Source organism: Gelidibacter sediminis (genome assembly GCF_004364975.1).
Classification (GTDB): domain Bacteria; phylum Bacteroidota; class Bacteroidia; order Flavobacteriales; family Flavobacteriaceae; genus Gelidibacter; species Gelidibacter sediminis.
This window is the reverse complement of the sequence record NZ_SOBW01000007.1, coordinates 1,245,568-1,260,183: the sequence shown is the minus strand read 5'-3', so window position 1 is coordinate 1,260,183 and position 14,616 is coordinate 1,245,568. Positions and strand designations below refer to the sequence as shown.

General features: G+C 38.1%; 10 protein-coding genes. 4 read left to right on the top strand and 6 right to left on the bottom strand.

The features are described 5' to 3' along the window. Positions 1-34: 34 nt before the first annotated feature. Positions 35-3,358: a choice-of-anchor D domain-containing protein gene (locus tag BXY82_RS05405; protein WP_133757139.1), complete on the top strand. Its 3,324-nt coding sequence runs from the start codon at positions 35-37 to the stop codon at positions 3,356-3,358. Positions 3,359-3,401: 43 nt separating this feature from the next. Here the strand turns inward: BXY82_RS05405 and BXY82_RS05400 are convergent, their stop codons facing one another. The 4 genes from BXY82_RS05400 to gdhA form a co-directional block, all read right to left on the bottom strand. After that, on the bottom strand, positions 3,402-5,672 hold the full coding sequence (locus BXY82_RS05400) for a TonB-dependent receptor plug domain-containing protein (RefSeq protein WP_317128562.1): 2,271 nt from the start codon (positions 5,670-5,672) through the stop codon (positions 3,402-3,404). A 158-nt stretch (positions 5,673-5,830) separates the two neighbouring features. Next, positions 5,831-6,550: a DNA repair protein RecO gene (recO, locus tag BXY82_RS05395; RefSeq protein WP_133757137.1), complete on the bottom strand. Its 720-nt coding sequence runs from the start codon at positions 6,548-6,550 to the stop codon at positions 5,831-5,833. 19 nt (positions 6,551-6,569) lie between these two features. Continuing rightward, a complete protein-coding gene (gene porZ, locus BXY82_RS05390; protein ID WP_133757136.1) occupies positions 6,570-8,942 on the bottom strand; it encodes a type IX secretion system anionic LPS delivery protein PorZ in 2,373 nt (790 codons plus the stop codon). Between the two features lie 133 nt (positions 8,943-9,075). Next, complete coding sequence (gene gdhA / locus BXY82_RS05385; protein WP_133757135.1) at positions 9,076-10,416, bottom strand: NADP-specific glutamate dehydrogenase; 1,341 nt, start codon at positions 10,414-10,416, stop codon at positions 9,076-9,078. 295 nt (positions 10,417-10,711) lie between these two features. On the opposite strand from gdhA, the gene BXY82_RS05380 reads away from it, so the two are divergent. Beyond that, on the top strand, positions 10,712-11,521 hold the full coding sequence (locus BXY82_RS05380) for a THC0290_0291 family protein (protein ID WP_243835688.1): 810 nt from the start codon (positions 10,712-10,714) through the stop codon (positions 11,519-11,521). Between the two features lie 59 nt (positions 11,522-11,580). Here the strand turns inward: BXY82_RS05380 and BXY82_RS05375 are convergent, their stop codons facing one another. After that, positions 11,581-12,720 (bottom strand): cystathionine gamma-synthase, encoded by a 1,140-nt coding sequence (locus tag BXY82_RS05375; RefSeq protein ID WP_133757134.1) that lies wholly within the window; start codon positions 12,718-12,720, stop codon positions 11,581-11,583. A gap of 97 nt (positions 12,721-12,817) precedes the next feature. Here BXY82_RS05375 and BXY82_RS05370 point away from each other — a divergent pair, with 97 nt between their 5' ends. Both BXY82_RS05370 and BXY82_RS05365 read left to right on the top strand, forming a co-directional pair. Then, positions 12,818-13,552: a DUF3298 and DUF4163 domain-containing protein gene (locus BXY82_RS05370; protein WP_166643250.1), complete on the top strand. Its 735-nt coding sequence runs from the start codon at positions 12,818-12,820 to the stop codon at positions 13,550-13,552. 39 nt (positions 13,553-13,591) lie between these two features. Then, positions 13,592-13,948: an arsenate reductase family protein gene (locus BXY82_RS05365; protein ID WP_133757132.1), complete on the top strand. Its 357-nt coding sequence runs from the start codon at positions 13,592-13,594 to the stop codon at positions 13,946-13,948. Between the two features lie 13 nt (positions 13,949-13,961). Here BXY82_RS05365 and BXY82_RS05360 read toward each other — a convergent pair whose 3' ends face one another. After that, positions 13,962-14,447: an acyl-CoA thioesterase gene (locus BXY82_RS05360; protein ID WP_133757131.1), complete on the bottom strand. Its 486-nt coding sequence runs from the start codon at positions 14,445-14,447 to the stop codon at positions 13,962-13,964. Between the last annotated feature and the right edge of the window lie 169 nt (positions 14,448-14,616).

Below are 14,616 nucleotides of genomic sequence, written 5' to 3'. Positions count from 1 at the left end.
GGCTTTTATTTGTAACCAATTCATTATAACACCTATGGAAAAAAGATTGAACTTCGTTTTTTTAGCCTCATTGAGCTTTGTTTTTTCCACGGTAGCCCAAGCACCTGAAATAAAAGTAGAAGGCAATTTAGGCACGTACCCTGAAATTGTTAGTGGCGATACCAATCCTCAAGGTACAGATAATACCTTATTTGCTTCTCAACTTATTGGCTCATCACAATCTAAATCCTACCGAATCCGTAATCTTGGCACGCTAAACTTGTCCATTACTAGCGTTAAGATATTGGGCGCCAATCCTGACGATTTTTCCATCACTGTTACACCCACGTCAGTAATTGCTCCAAATTCTTTTAGTTTATTAGAAATACAATTCACGCCACTAGCTGCAGGCGTTAGAAATGCTATCGTATCAATTGCAAATAATGACAGTGATGAAAACCCATATACCTATGCAATTCGCGGTACAGGACGATGTGTATCAGCATCTACATCCATAATTCCAGTTTCTGGACCCATTAATACAACGGCAACTATAACAGGTTCTCATTTTGACACCACAACCACGGCCACTATTAATGGGTTATCTATGATCGTAACGCTGATCAATTCCGAAACCATTGAGGTACGCATCCCAAATGGAGCAACTACTGGAAATATAAACGTTGAAGATCGTATGGGCTGTACAAGCATAACTTCTTTTACTGTTATAGATGGAAGTATTGGAGGGTGTGAAGGATCTAAATTTCTATCTGATCTAATAATTAGCGAAGTGACTGACGCAACCGCAGGCGGTTTGAGTTATATTGAAATTTACAATGGTACAGGTGCCCCAGTTGCGCTAGGCAACTACGCCATTGGAATTTATAATAATGGTGCGGCTTCACCCACAAATACATTGACACTAAATGCCGTAACTTTAAATCACAATGCCATATATATAGTGGCTATTGGCATCACCAATTCACCAACTTCAGGCAACACCTGTCCCCAAACTGGAGGAAATGGTCAATTGGCAAACCAAACAAGTACTTTAGTTGGGATTAATAAAAAAGATCAGGAACACGATGTCCTACGATTGTTAAAATCAAAAAACACAGTTGTTGTGGACGAATTTGGTATTTATCAGGATAAGTCTTGGATGGACACCACCATCATCACCGGCGATCGTGGTTTTAACTTTCGACGTCTTTATTCAGCATCCCAACTTCCTAATCCCATTTTTAATCTCGCAGATTGGAATGTGATTGATTGGGCAGGATCTGGCGCAACTTCTTGTAGCACAAATGACTATTCTAATATTGGTATCTTCGATTTTTCAGGTGGCAATCCTCCTACCATAACTTTAAACCCTACTTTACCGCTTAATAGTTGTAGCTTATCCACCACTTTATCAGTATCAGCAACAGAAGGTGTTAATGGTGGCTTTCCCTTAGCTTACCAATGGTACTATAACGCTCCTAACTCCTTTAATTGGGTAGCCATCGCAGATACTGACCCGATGTACTCTGGTCAACACACTTCCAATCTCAACATCCTTAATTTAGAAAACTTTAATGGCTTTCAATTTTATGTGCAAGTTCGAGAAAACGGTATTAATTGTTACAAGGCCAGCATTGTTGTACCCATAAAAATTATAACAACCACTTGGAATGGACACAAATGGGAGCCTTTATCGCCAAGTAGTAATACGGTGACAATTCTAAATAGCGATTACACCACCAATTCCAAAACGGGCAGTTTTACTACATGTAGCCTTGTTGTCAAGCCAGGATATACGCTGAACATTACAGATGATCATTACGTTGAAGTTTTAAATGATGTGCTGGTTAGCGGACATTCAACTGAACAATTTGGTGAAATTGTCGTCGACACAAAAGGCGCTTTAGTTCAAAGGGGAGATGATCTTGAAGCAGGCACATTTATATTGGCTAATACTGGTACTTCACGCGTTCGAAAATCGACACCCGTAAAACAAAAATGGTATGCCTATACCTATTGGAGCTCTCCTGTTACTGATGCAAGTGTGGAAAGAGCATTAAGTATGGCCGCTCCAAGCCGTCGGTTTTATTTTGAAGCCTCCAATTATTTAGATACTGATGGCAATGATGTTGATGATAATGGTGATGATTGGCAATTGGCGACAGGGCGAATGATACCCGGTGTAGGATATGCGGCAACTTCAAGAACAACCAACATTCCATTCCCGAGGATTGACCAGACAGAATTCAGTGGTCCATTTAATACCGGTAATATTACCGCAGCTATCATCACCAACAGTTTTCCTACAGACAATGATTGGAATTTGATTGGAAACCCATATCCGTCTGCAATAGATTTCAAAATGGTCCACAAGGAGAATGCCAATATCATAGATGGGGCCGCTTATCTGTGGTCACATTTTTCGCCCCCTTTGGCAAGTAATCCTGGTAATCAAGTACTCAATTTTAATAGTGCTGATTACGCTATAATCACTACAGGAAGTGGCAATATTGCAGGTGCTAGTAAAATTATTCCCTCAGACTTTATTCCATCTGGACAAGGATTTTTTGTGAAGGGCCTCCACGGGGGTGGAACCTTAACGTTTAAAAACTCTATGAGAATGGCAGATCCTACCAGCAATTCACAATTCTTTAAACATGAAGCGACGCCAGTTGCCAATAAATTATGGATCAATTTAACCTCTGATTCTGGAGTGTTTAACCAAATACTCGTGGCTTATGTTGAGGGGGCTACTGATGGATTTGATGGCTTTGCCTATGATGCAGAACGTCATTTATCCTCCGGAACTGGTGCAAGTATTTACACTACAATTCCCTCACGGCATAAATCCTATGCTATACAAGGCAAAGCACCAACCAGTTTAACCCTGGAGGAAGAAGTTGGGTTAGCCTTTCAAACCAGTATTACCCAAGCCACTGTATATACGATATCATTGGACCAAACACAAGGCGCATTCTTAGCCGTAAACAACATCTACCTTAAAGACCAACTATTAGAACTCTCACACAACTTAAACACTGGGGATTATAATTTTTCCTCGGCAACGGGCGACTTCAAAAATCGTTTTGTAATTCATTTTAAAGATCAAACCTTATCGGTTGCGGAGGCCATATCGAACGCTGATAAATTATCAATCATCGAGCTTAAAACGGGACAACTCCAATTTTCGGTGGGCCAACAATTGGCTATCAAATCTGTCGAAATCATAGATGTGCTTGGCCGGACATTGCACCATTTTAAAGGTCAAAACAGCACTGAGATTTACCAATTAAAAGAAGTAAGCCAAGCTGTGTATATAGCCCGCGTAGTGCTTTCAAATGATCAAATCATTACAAAGCGCATCTTTAAACGGCGCTAAACACTAATTTAAAGTCCATAACTTGCTATGATTTGTGACTTATTTAAAGTGTATATTTTAAGGACAGGATTAGATTACGTCCTGGGGCTGCAATCCCTGAAGAATAGGTTTTGTAACGTTGGTCTGTGATATTTTCTAAACTGGCCGTCAGGGATACCGCTTGGTTGAATTGATACTGCGTTCTGAAATTAAGCGTATACCAAGACGGCGCGTAAGGATTGCCATGTTCATCTAAGGCATACATATAGCCTTTTTCTTTTTCTGAAGGTGCCAATTGATTGTTAGACAGCTCACTATTATAGTTGGCAAACGCATCCAACTGCCATTTGTTTTTTTGCCAGATAACATGTGTTGCTCCAAACTGAGGTGCTGCATGCCGTAATGATGTGCTATTGCCAAAATCATCTTCTTCTCTTCCGCCAATAATGTTATAATCTGATTTTAATTTCAATGCTTCAGTAAAATTCACCATTAGGCCCACCTCAAATCCAAAAATTCGAGATTCTGCCGCATTTTGAATAGCCTGAACGGTACTCATTTCATCATCATACATGATTTCAGAATTGCCGTTGAGTGTAAAATCGCGGCGCACCAAAGTATTATCTAAGTAGGTGTAATAGGTTGCCATATCAAGAATAACACAGTTTTCGAAATTTAATTTCAAACCTAATTCGAGTCCGTAGGCATATTCCGGCTTCAGGTCGTCATTAGGCACCACAACGGCTCCTGGTTCTGAATCGAACACTTTCCCTATATCATCAATATTAGGCGCTCTAAAGGCTGATGACGCATTAAATTTCAGGGTAATTGTTTGGTTAGGATTCCAGTTGACACCCGCAGTTCCCGTAAAGGCACCCGTATTAATGTTGGTGTTGCTATACGGCAAATTTAAATACTTGTTATTTTCAGTAAAATCCGCATTTAAGACCACATGGTTATAACGAATACCGGTTTGGAAGACAAATTTAGGATTGGGTTTGAATTTTAGACTAGAATACAATGCTACAGATTGCCAATCAGACCCGTTAGGATACCTTGATACTGTTCCGTTTGTGGTGCCCGTGTTAATATCTTCCTCAGTTCCGGAAGAGGTAACTTCATTGTAAATATATTCCAAACCGTAAAACAGTTCTGTTCTAGCGCCCAACTGTTTTTCTAGATCTAAATTAGCAGAAATAGCATCTACGGCTTCTTCCCTAATATTTCTTTTTGGTTTGTTAAAATCTCTGTCCATACGGCTTTCCTGAAAATTCTGATACGCCATAGTGGCCTGAATCTTATCATATAAATTAGAATTACTGCTCAATTTAGTAACTTGCACATTGCCCATAAACCATTGTTGTGGCCCATAATTCCATTCAGCAGATCGCAACTGATTGCCTTTATAGCGAATCAATCGGTCATATCTGGAATAATCAGAAGTAGTTGTATAATATAATCCCAAATCGAAGGTCCAATCTTCTTTTGGCTCATAACGTACTTTCTGCAATAGATTAATTTGGTCGTACGCTGTTGGCACCTGAAGTAATGGATTGTCATTTACAACCAATTGATCAATGCCATCTAAGGTTCTAATATATTCAGGTCTGATATAATCTAAAGGCCCATGGCTCCCCATACGCAAATCGTTAAAGTCAGTATAACTAATACTGGTAAAGAAGGCCCATTGTTCTAGTCCAAAGTTGAGGTCGAGATGTCCTGTTTTTTCTTTGTTAGCTGTCGCATATCTCGCCACGGCATTTCCTCTAAAATATAAAGAATCAGAATAGGACAGTTGCGGTGTCTGAGTGTAGAAACTCATTACCCCGCCAAGCGCATCACTGCCATACACCACAGAGCCTGCCCCTAGCGTAACTTCTGTATTGTGTATTGTAAACGGATCAATAGAAATTACATTCTGCAAATTACCACCTCTAAAAATGGCGTTGTTCATCCGCACCCCATCAACAGTAATCAATAGCCGATTGGTAGACAAGCCTCTAATCATAGGGCTCCCACCTCCCATCTGACTCTTTTGAATAAATACATTTCCGCTACTTTCCAACAAATCTGCGCTGGTTTGAGGATTGGAAAATGCGATAGATTTTGCAGTGATATTTATAATTTTTTGAGGAATATCGCGTTTACTCTGTTGGAATTTTGATGCCGACAATACGACCTCATCAAGCCCTTCTATTTTAGGTTTGAGATAAATAATAGCATCAACCATATCCGAAGTTTTAAAACTACCAATTTGATACAGCAAGTGCTCTACAAAGAGGATATCATCAGAAGAAAACTGACTTAAATTAGCCACGCCATCTATATCTGACATTGTCGATCTAACTTTTGAAGCATTATAAATTACAGCCCCAGCTATAGGAAGGCTGGTGGACTTTTCTAAAATTTTGACATTTTGGGATTGCACTGATACACCCAATATTAAAAGTGTACATAGAAACAACAAAAATTTCATAGGAAGAGAGGTCAGCATTAATTAAAAACTTGATTTAACACTTGTAAGGACTTTGGTTTTCTAAAATCCGACAGGTGCAATTCAAAATAAAACAGCAATGTGTTTAATAAAGTCTGCCGCTGTGAAGAGGCCATTTTTACTGTATGTAGCTCATCAAATTTTATGCCCAATAAGGCTTTTAAGAATTTTAAATTTTCTCCTGAAATAGTATAGTGATGTTGTGGCTTTAATTCAAAACTACCTGTGCTCAAATTAAAATATGGAAAGTTGGATTGGCTAGTGTCCGGATAAAACCCTAAATGCTTGCTCAACTCCAATAAAAACAGCAAATGAAAGTTAGCAAAATCCGTTTCATGGTCCAACCACTGTAAGGTGGTTTCTAAAAACTCGTAGAGTGATAAATTACCTTCTTCTTCCTTTAATGTAGCAGCTAATACTTCAGATAGAAACATCACAATTGCCCCTTTTAAAATATTGGTATGCATGCTTTGATAAGGCACACTTAATTTTACATCGGTTATAAAGTGAAGGGCGTGATTAGCCTTGTAATTTTCTTCAATCTCCAGCTGGGAAAGCGGTTGATAATAAGCTATTTTAGAATTACTGCGCTTACTTTTTAAAATTCCTTTCAATAAATAACTTACCACCCCTCTGTTTTTAGTGTAGCACTTAACAATCACGTCATGGTCTCCATACTTTAATTTTGAAAGGACGATGGCATCTGTTTTAACTAACATATTTTAAGAAGTAAAGCAATTATCTAATAATTAACAATTTAAGAACCTTAGTTTCAAAAGAATCCAGATCAGAAATCAGGATGAGATAAACACCTGAAGAGACGATATTATTAGCCAGGTTTTTACCATTCCAAATCGCAGTACCACCATCAATTGCAAAATTATAACTGGAACGGGAAGCCCTCAAATTGACTCTTGATTGCGCTTCTGCAACAAGGTTTCCTTCAATATCTGTAATCTTAATATTGACATTTTCAGTAATCCCTTTAATTTTAACGCCTTTGTTAATATCATTTAAACTAGTCTCACCAAGAAGATTATACTCTGGCCTGACGGGGTTAGGATACACATATGCATCTGACAACTCTTCCTTAGGACTGGACCCACCAGAAGTAAATGAGAGTAACCCTCTTGAGGTGGCTATGTAGACCTTTCCGTTTTGGGCATCTATGGATATATCTTTGATAAAATTACTCGGCAACGGCGAATTGTCTACCGTAAAGTGATAAATAGTTTGTTGCCCATTGAGTGAAAAGCAGAATATTCCAGCGTCAAGTGTCCCAATCCATTTATTATTGGACCCATCAACTTTTATATCTGTAATATACTGATTGGCCAACAACTCTTGAGGAATACCGTCGTCAAGCACCACAATTTCTTTTACACTGGCGTTGGTATCTTCAAAAAACCCGGTCGTATTATAAAGCACACGCAAACCATTTACGGTACCAATCCAAAGCTGATTGCTATTATCTATTGCCACAGCCTTAACTTCAGTACTAGGCATATTTTGGACTTCAGAGTTTAAGTTTTTGATCTTATTTCCTGTCTCATTGTATCCTATGATGCCTTTATGGAAAGCACCAATCCATTTGGTCCCATTTCTGTCTATTGCAATATCTCCAAATCCGAGCTCGTCATTAAATGCATCGGGAATAATCTCTTTAAAACTATAGCCACGCCACTCTCCTGTACTAGGATTATACGATTTTAAGGCCTTATCTACCCTACAAGTTAAGGTCCATAGCAGGCCATTTCTATCAAAAATTGACCCAGTTTGCCTTACGGCGATGGTAGACGGGGACGAAGGCACACGCATAGATTCCAATCCACTATTACGATGGTCCATAAGCATAACCGCTGTTTCGTCATTAAGTTCAAGAATACCTTGTTGACATGCACTTATAAATACCTGATCAGGGTTAAATGGATTAACAGCAATATAATTTAAGTTTTGAGCCGACAGGAGGCAGTCAAACGGAATATTGTTCCAAGTTTCATCAATGAAATGGCTAATACCGTAACTGCGTAATGGAAACGGATTATAAGATTCCGTATAATCACCATAAGTTACCCAAAGCGTGCTATTAGACGCTTCAATTTTAAATGCATCATTCATCAGTGGTCCCTCAGGTTTTAGGATTTCAAACACAGTTGAGTTAGCATCATTCGATCTTAAAACACCAAAGTTTTTTGTACCGGCAAAAATTTGTGTTCCCGAAACCGTGGCACTCGTAAACTGGGTATCATACTCGGCGGTAAGGGTAGCGGTTGTTAATAGATTAAAATTATTATTGTAAACGTAAATTTTATTCTGTGTGGTAATTATCAAAGTATTGTTTTCTGACTTTGTATCAAGAGGCATGCTTGAGTAATTAAATAAAGCAGTAAATGCTCCATTTCGGATCTCATAAACAACCTGATCGGTCTTTACCGCAAATAGCCTATTGTCAACATGTTCTACTGCCACAAAACTTCCGTTGCCCACGGTACGCCACTGCTGATAATCAATAAGGTTAGGATTGCTCAGGTCCGCCGTTCTAATCGCATTGCCATTACCACAAGCAGCGTAGAGTATACCATTTAAAATGGTGGTTTGATTCACATTAATATGCTGACCACCATTTCCGATAAAATAAGAGTCACCAAATTCCAAACGTTCTAAATTATACACAGATATACCATAGTCAGTGGCAATATAGACCTGACCCTCATTGATATTGAAATGGTTAATCCGCTTTAAATTTGGAGGAATAGTTTGTTTATCAAGAATATCAACTACAGATACAACTTTATGTTCAGTACCAGAAACAAGTTCAACCAATCCGTTAGCATACCCGATTAATAAAGTCCCATAAGTATCACTGTAAGCGATTGTGGTAATCGTTTCTCCTGACAATCCTTCAATAGTGGTAATGGTTTCCAACCCAGACGTAGACACATCATAACTAAATACTGCGTTTTCTGCGGCCGCATAAATTTTGTTCTCACCTTTAACAATATCCTTGATGTGATTATAGGAATAATAACCCTCCCACAAGGCAGAAAAATCTTGAGCATTAGAAACACTTACAAGACAAAAGAACAAGAACGCTGTAATCTGTTTTATCATACGTGATTAATAGAGGTCAAAGATATTTATTACTAGCGACATATTTGATTTATTACTTAGCATTATAAGATATAAAAAAAGACTCCCATAACGTATTACAGAAGTCTAATTTAGTATGATGATCGATCTACAGTTATACTACCCCTTGTGCCAACATGGCGTCTGCCACTTTTACAAAGCCAGCAATATTTGCACCTTTAACATAATCAATAAAACCATCTTCTTCCTTACCGTAAAGTACACAAGATTGATGAATATTTTCCATGATTTCATATAATTTGCCATCCACTTTTTCTCTGTCCCAATTTAAGCGTAATGAATTTTGACTCATTTCTAATCCTGAGGTTGCAACACCACCAGCGTTTGAGGCTTTCCCTGGCCCAAATAATACCCTGGCTTTTTGGAAGGCTTCAATTGCTTCTGGAGTGCAAGGCATATTAGCCCCTTCAGCAACCGCCATGACTTTATTTTTAATTAAAACAGTTGCTTCTGACTCATTAAGTTCGTTTTGAGTAGCGCATGGCAGGGCTACGTCGCAGGCTACACCCCACGGACGTCCTTGATGAAATGATGCAGACTCATAATGGTCAGCATACTCACTAATCCTACCACGTTTTAGATTCTTGAGATCCATAATAAACGCTAACCTTGCAGCATCAATGCCCTCTGGATCATGGATAAAACCTGACGAATCAGACATGGTTACCACTTTTGCTCCAAACTCAGTAGCTTTTTCGCAGGCATACTGAGCAACATTACCGGAGCCAGAAATGGATACAATTTTACCTTCCAAAGTCTTATTTTCAACGGCCAACATATTTTTCACAAAATATACACAGCCATAACCCGTAGATTCTGGTCTGATCACTGAACCGCCATAAGACAATCCCTTTCCCGTTAAAATTCCGGTAAATTCATTTCTTATCTTTTTATATTGACCAAACATATAGCCAATTTCACGCGATCCAACACCAATATCTCCTGCGGGAACATCTGTATTTCCACCAATATGACGGTATAGTTCATTCATAAATGCTTGACAAAAATGCATCACTTCATTATCACTCTTCCCTTTGGGATCAAAATCAGAGCCTCCTTTTCCACCACCTAATGGCAAGGTGGTCAACGAATTTTTAAAGGTCTGTTCAAAGCCTAAAAATTTAAGGATGCTCAAATTTACCGTTGGGTGAAATCGCAAGCCCCCTTTATATGGACCAATGGCGGAATTGAACTCTACCCTAAAGCCCCTATTCACTTGAACATTGCCCTTATCATCAACCCATGGCACTCTAAAAATTATAGTGCGTTCCGGTTCTACGATGCGTTCAAGCAACATTTTGCCTTGATATTTAGGGTTGTTCTCGATAAAAGGAATTATAGTTTCAGCAACCTCGTGTACTGCCTGTAAAAATTCCGGTTCATGTCCGTTATTTTTTTTTACAAGCTCTAAAAAAGAATCAATTTTAGCTTTCATGTATTAGCTTATTAAGAATAATTATAATATTTGGTGTCTCAAAGATACGTTATTTTGAAGTTTTTAAGTCTACATTCAGACCCTACAATGAGGTTGATATAAAAAAAAATAGGAATGAAAGATATCAATCTAGGCTATTTTTACGTTAATAGAAAAACAGAATTCAAATAAATTCCCGGATGAAGACCTTGTAATCAAAAGGATTACAAACCTTCTGCTGGAAATGTTTTGTTTGTAGGTTAAGTCTGTTTTCATATATTTGTTTTGACCAACCACCTTAATTACTTACCAACATATGGCGCTTAAAATAAAACAGTTATCCTTTATGGCGCTTTTTGCTATAGGCTTTTCAACTGGTTTTGCTCAATTAGGGTTCTCACATGAAATAGGGGTCATTGCAGGCCCAGTTGCATTTCAATCTGATTTTGGCGAACGTTATAATCTTGAAACCAATGCCGGAAATACAGGTATTGGCGTAGGAATCATTCATTATATCAACTTTTCCTATAGGGCAGATTGTTCTTGTTATACTACGGATACATATTTTAATGACCACTTTAAATTACGCAGTGAAATTTCTTGGAACACTACTAAATTGAACCACTTTGGACAATGGGTAGCAGCAGATAAAACCAGTGTTTATGCTGATAAGTTGAGAGCGCATTCAGGTGAGGCCACTAATTTTGATGTGGGTATGCAATTGGAGTATTTTCCCTTTAGTATTAGAGCATTCTCTGTACAAGTTCAGTCTTTCGCGCCTTTTGTTAGTCTCGGAGCACATTTAACAAAGTACTATCCAAAAGTCTGGACGACTTACGGCGATCAGGAAATTACCAATTTAGAAAACTATTACGACCCGTGGTACCATCCGTATGGCGGTACAGATAATGAATTCATCAATGTAAACAGAGGGAGCACGTGGTCTGTTGTGGGTAGTATTGGAACACGATATAAATTATCAATCCTATCAGATTTAATGCTCGATTTAAGATGGCAATATTATTTTAGAGATAATATTGATGGCTTAAATCACCAATTAGAGTCCAACAAAGCCAATGATTATTTAGTGTGGTTAAATTTTGGTTATATCTACTATCTCGATTAAGATAACAAGACAAGTAGAATGTCCATAATTTAATTCGGTTATTTACGTGTATAACGTTTTTAACCTATCGCCTGTTTCAAATCGGCAATTAAATCATCTACATCTTCGATACCCACACTTAATCGGATCAGAGAATCCACGACACCCGTTTTTTCACGTGCTTCTTTAGGAATGCTTGCATGTGTCATGCTGGCCGGATGGCCCGCCAGTGACTCTACACCACCCAAAGATTCCGCTAGGGTGAAAATTCTTAATTTTTCAACAATCTTAATGGCCTCTTCATAATTGTTTCCTTTTGTTGTAAATGAAACCATCCCTCCAAAGTCCTTCATTTGCGCTTTTGCAATAGCATGATTTGGATGGTCCTCCAAACCTGGCCAATACACATTTTCAATTTTTGGATGGCGCTTCAAATATTCAGCAACAACCTTCCCATTTTCGCAGTGTCTTTGCATTCTGATATGCAGTGTTTTAATCCCTCTTAACACTAAAAAACTGTCATGAGGCCCACAAATGGCACCGCTTGCATTCTGTATAAAATATAGTCTATCAGCCAATGATTTAGCTTTCACCACCAAAGCACCCATTACGACATCACTATGCCCTCCCAAATATTTAGTTGCAGAGTGCATTACAATATCTGCTCCTAAATCTAAAGGTTGCTGCAAATAAGGTGTCGCAAAAGTATTATCCACTGCCAGTAAGAGATTGTGTGTTTTTGCCACTGCTGCCATGGCTTTTATATCAATAATTTTCATCGTAGGATTGGTAGGTGTCTCTACCCATATCAACTTTGTATTCTCATTTATATAGGAACTGATGTTGGCTGTACTTTCCATACCCACATAGTGAAATTTAATCCCGAAGCCTTCAAAAATCTTGGAGAACAATCTGTATGTTCCACCATAAAGATCATTGGTAGAGATGACTTCATCGCCTGATTTCAATAACTTTAACACTGCGTCAATAGCTGCCAAACCAGATCCAAAAGCTATAGCATGGGTTCCGTTCTCTATACTTGCTAAAGCATCTTCTAAAGCAGTCCGGGTTGGATTGGCACTTCTTGAATATTGATAACCTTTATGTCCACCAGGGGAGGTTTGCGCGTAAGTTGTAGTTTGATAGATGGGTGGCATAACAGAACCGTAAGCCTTATCAGGTTTTTGATTCCCATGAATGGTTTTAGTGTTAAATTTCATATCCTCAAATTTTAATACGTACAAATTTAACCTTTAATTGGTTGGATTCGAAAGGATGTAATACCTTTATTGAATGTTTAACAAAACCCTTTTTCTCTTGAAAAAAATAATTTATTTACTGTTAGTCTCCTTAGTGGTAACGGCTTGTAACGAAGACATCAAATTAAGTTTTGAAACGCAACATATCGATAAATCAGCAGATGCGGTCATCTCAATTAAGTATCCTAAAGCAATCGGCACAAAATTGGTTGCAGAAAAAATAAATCAGAAGATTGAACATGTCATTGCCAATGAAATGAACATGGCAGAAACCACAGAAAATGATATGTCCATAAAGGATGCGGTGGCTCAGTTTGATGACGAATATAAAACGTTTAAAAAAGATTTTCAGGATACCAGCCAAAAATGGGAAGTAAAAGTAGATGGCAAAGTGCTCTATGAATCTTTAGAGGTCATTACTATAAGTTTACAATCTTACATTGATACTGGCGGCGCACATGGCAATAGCAGGTTGACCTACTTAAATTTCAATCCAGAAACTGGAGCGCTGTTGGAGGAAGACGACATCATTAGTAACCAAAGCAAATTTAAGTCAGTTGCTGAAAAAGCTTTTAAAGACCAAACAAAACCAGTAGATCCAGACGAAACTATTGAAGACTTTTTCTTTGGGGAAGATTTTCAATTGCCCTCCAACATGGGCTTTACCAAAGCGGGTTTAGTTTTGCTCTATAACAACTACGAAATTGCGTCCTACGCACAAGGTGCTACAAAAATCATTTTGCCTTATGAGGATGTTAAAGGCCTGTTGAAGATTAACCCTCAAACGTTCTAACACCTTAATTTAAATACACTTAATACATAAGCTTTTATTTTGAACAAGATTTACCACTTAAAAACTTGCAGTACCTGCGTAAGGATTATCAAAACTTTAAATTTACCTTCTGACGTAGAGTTGCAAGATATCAAGACTGAAGCCATTACACCTGAGCAACTGGAGGAACTTCACAAATTGGCAGGAAGTTATGAGGCTCTATTTAGTAAACGCGCACAATTGTATAAGTCTTTAGGGTTGAAGGATAAAAGTCTGACCGAGGATGATTATAAAAATTATATTCTTGAACATTACACCTTTTTGAGCAGACCAGTATTGGTTTACAATGATCAAATTTTTATTGGCAATAGTGCCAAAACTGTAGAGACCGCCCAAAAGGCAATTCACGGGGATTAGAAGGATAAAAAATCTAGCTTAATTTAACCGGTTTTTTTCCGAATTTTCGCGTGTCTTCCTTCGTCAAGGTCTTGAAATCAGCCGACTTTGGAAAGGTTCCCATTTCCGACAAAAATTCTGATGGCAAGGCGGTCAACTCACGTGTTTTTAAGTTGATCCAAGCCCCCATTAATTCACAATTTGCTAGGTTTTCGCCTTTATGATTGTAGAGATTATGCTCGATTTCAAAAAACATTCCATCTTCACTCAAGCCTTTTACTTCTAGACTAACCTTGATTGGTGTGCCTAAAAAGGCTTCTTTAAAATAATAAATATGTTCATAGAAAATAACCGGACTGATTTGAAACTTAGCCAAATTGGATAATGAAAAATTATGGTCTTCAAAAAATGCCACACGGGTATGGCTCATAAAATTTACATAAGCTGAGTTGGCCAAATGTCTGTTGGCATCCACATCACTCCAACGTATTTCAAAATCCTTTAGGTACTTTGTAGTCATAATTTTTGTTTTAGTGTCAAGGCAAGCAGGTTTATAGCATTACAATTCTTCCATCATTATTTCCATGTTGTTTTAGTGTGCCTTGTAAGTCTGTAAATTTAAAATATTTTAAACATCTGACTACAATTCGGCAGACTTATTACCCTTTCAAACCTGATGATTTTCATTA

What these genes read in the sequence shown, in the direction of transcription:
- BXY82_RS05380 (WP_243835688.1), top strand. Translation starts at nt 10,712, where the DNA reads ATGGCGCTTAAAATAAAACAGTTATCCTTTATGGCGCTTTTTGCTATA.
- BXY82_RS05400 (WP_317128562.1), bottom strand. Translation starts at nt 5,672, where the DNA reads ATGTCAGATATAGATGGCGTGGCTAATTTAAGTCAGTTTTCTTCTGAT.
- BXY82_RS05405 (WP_133757139.1), top strand. Translation starts at nt 35, where the DNA reads ATGGAAAAAAGATTGAACTTCGTTTTTTTAGCCTCATTGAGCTTTGTT.
- BXY82_RS05375 (WP_133757134.1), bottom strand. Translation starts at nt 12,720, where the DNA reads ATGAAATTTAACACTAAAACCATTCATGGGAATCAAAAACCTGATAAG.
- BXY82_RS05360 (WP_133757131.1), bottom strand. Translation starts at nt 14,447, where the DNA reads ATGACTACAAAGTACCTAAAGGATTTTGAAATACGTTGGAGTGATGTG.
- recO (WP_133757137.1), bottom strand. Translation starts at nt 6,550, where the DNA reads ATGTTAGTTAAAACAGATGCCATCGTCCTTTCAAAATTAAAGTATGGA.
- gdhA (WP_133757135.1), bottom strand. Translation starts at nt 10,416, where the DNA reads ATGAAAGCTAAAATTGATTCTTTTTTAGAGCTTGTAAAAAAAAATAAC.
- porZ (WP_133757136.1), bottom strand. Translation starts at nt 8,942, where the DNA reads ATGATAAAACAGATTACAGCGTTCTTGTTCTTTTGTCTTGTAAGTGTT.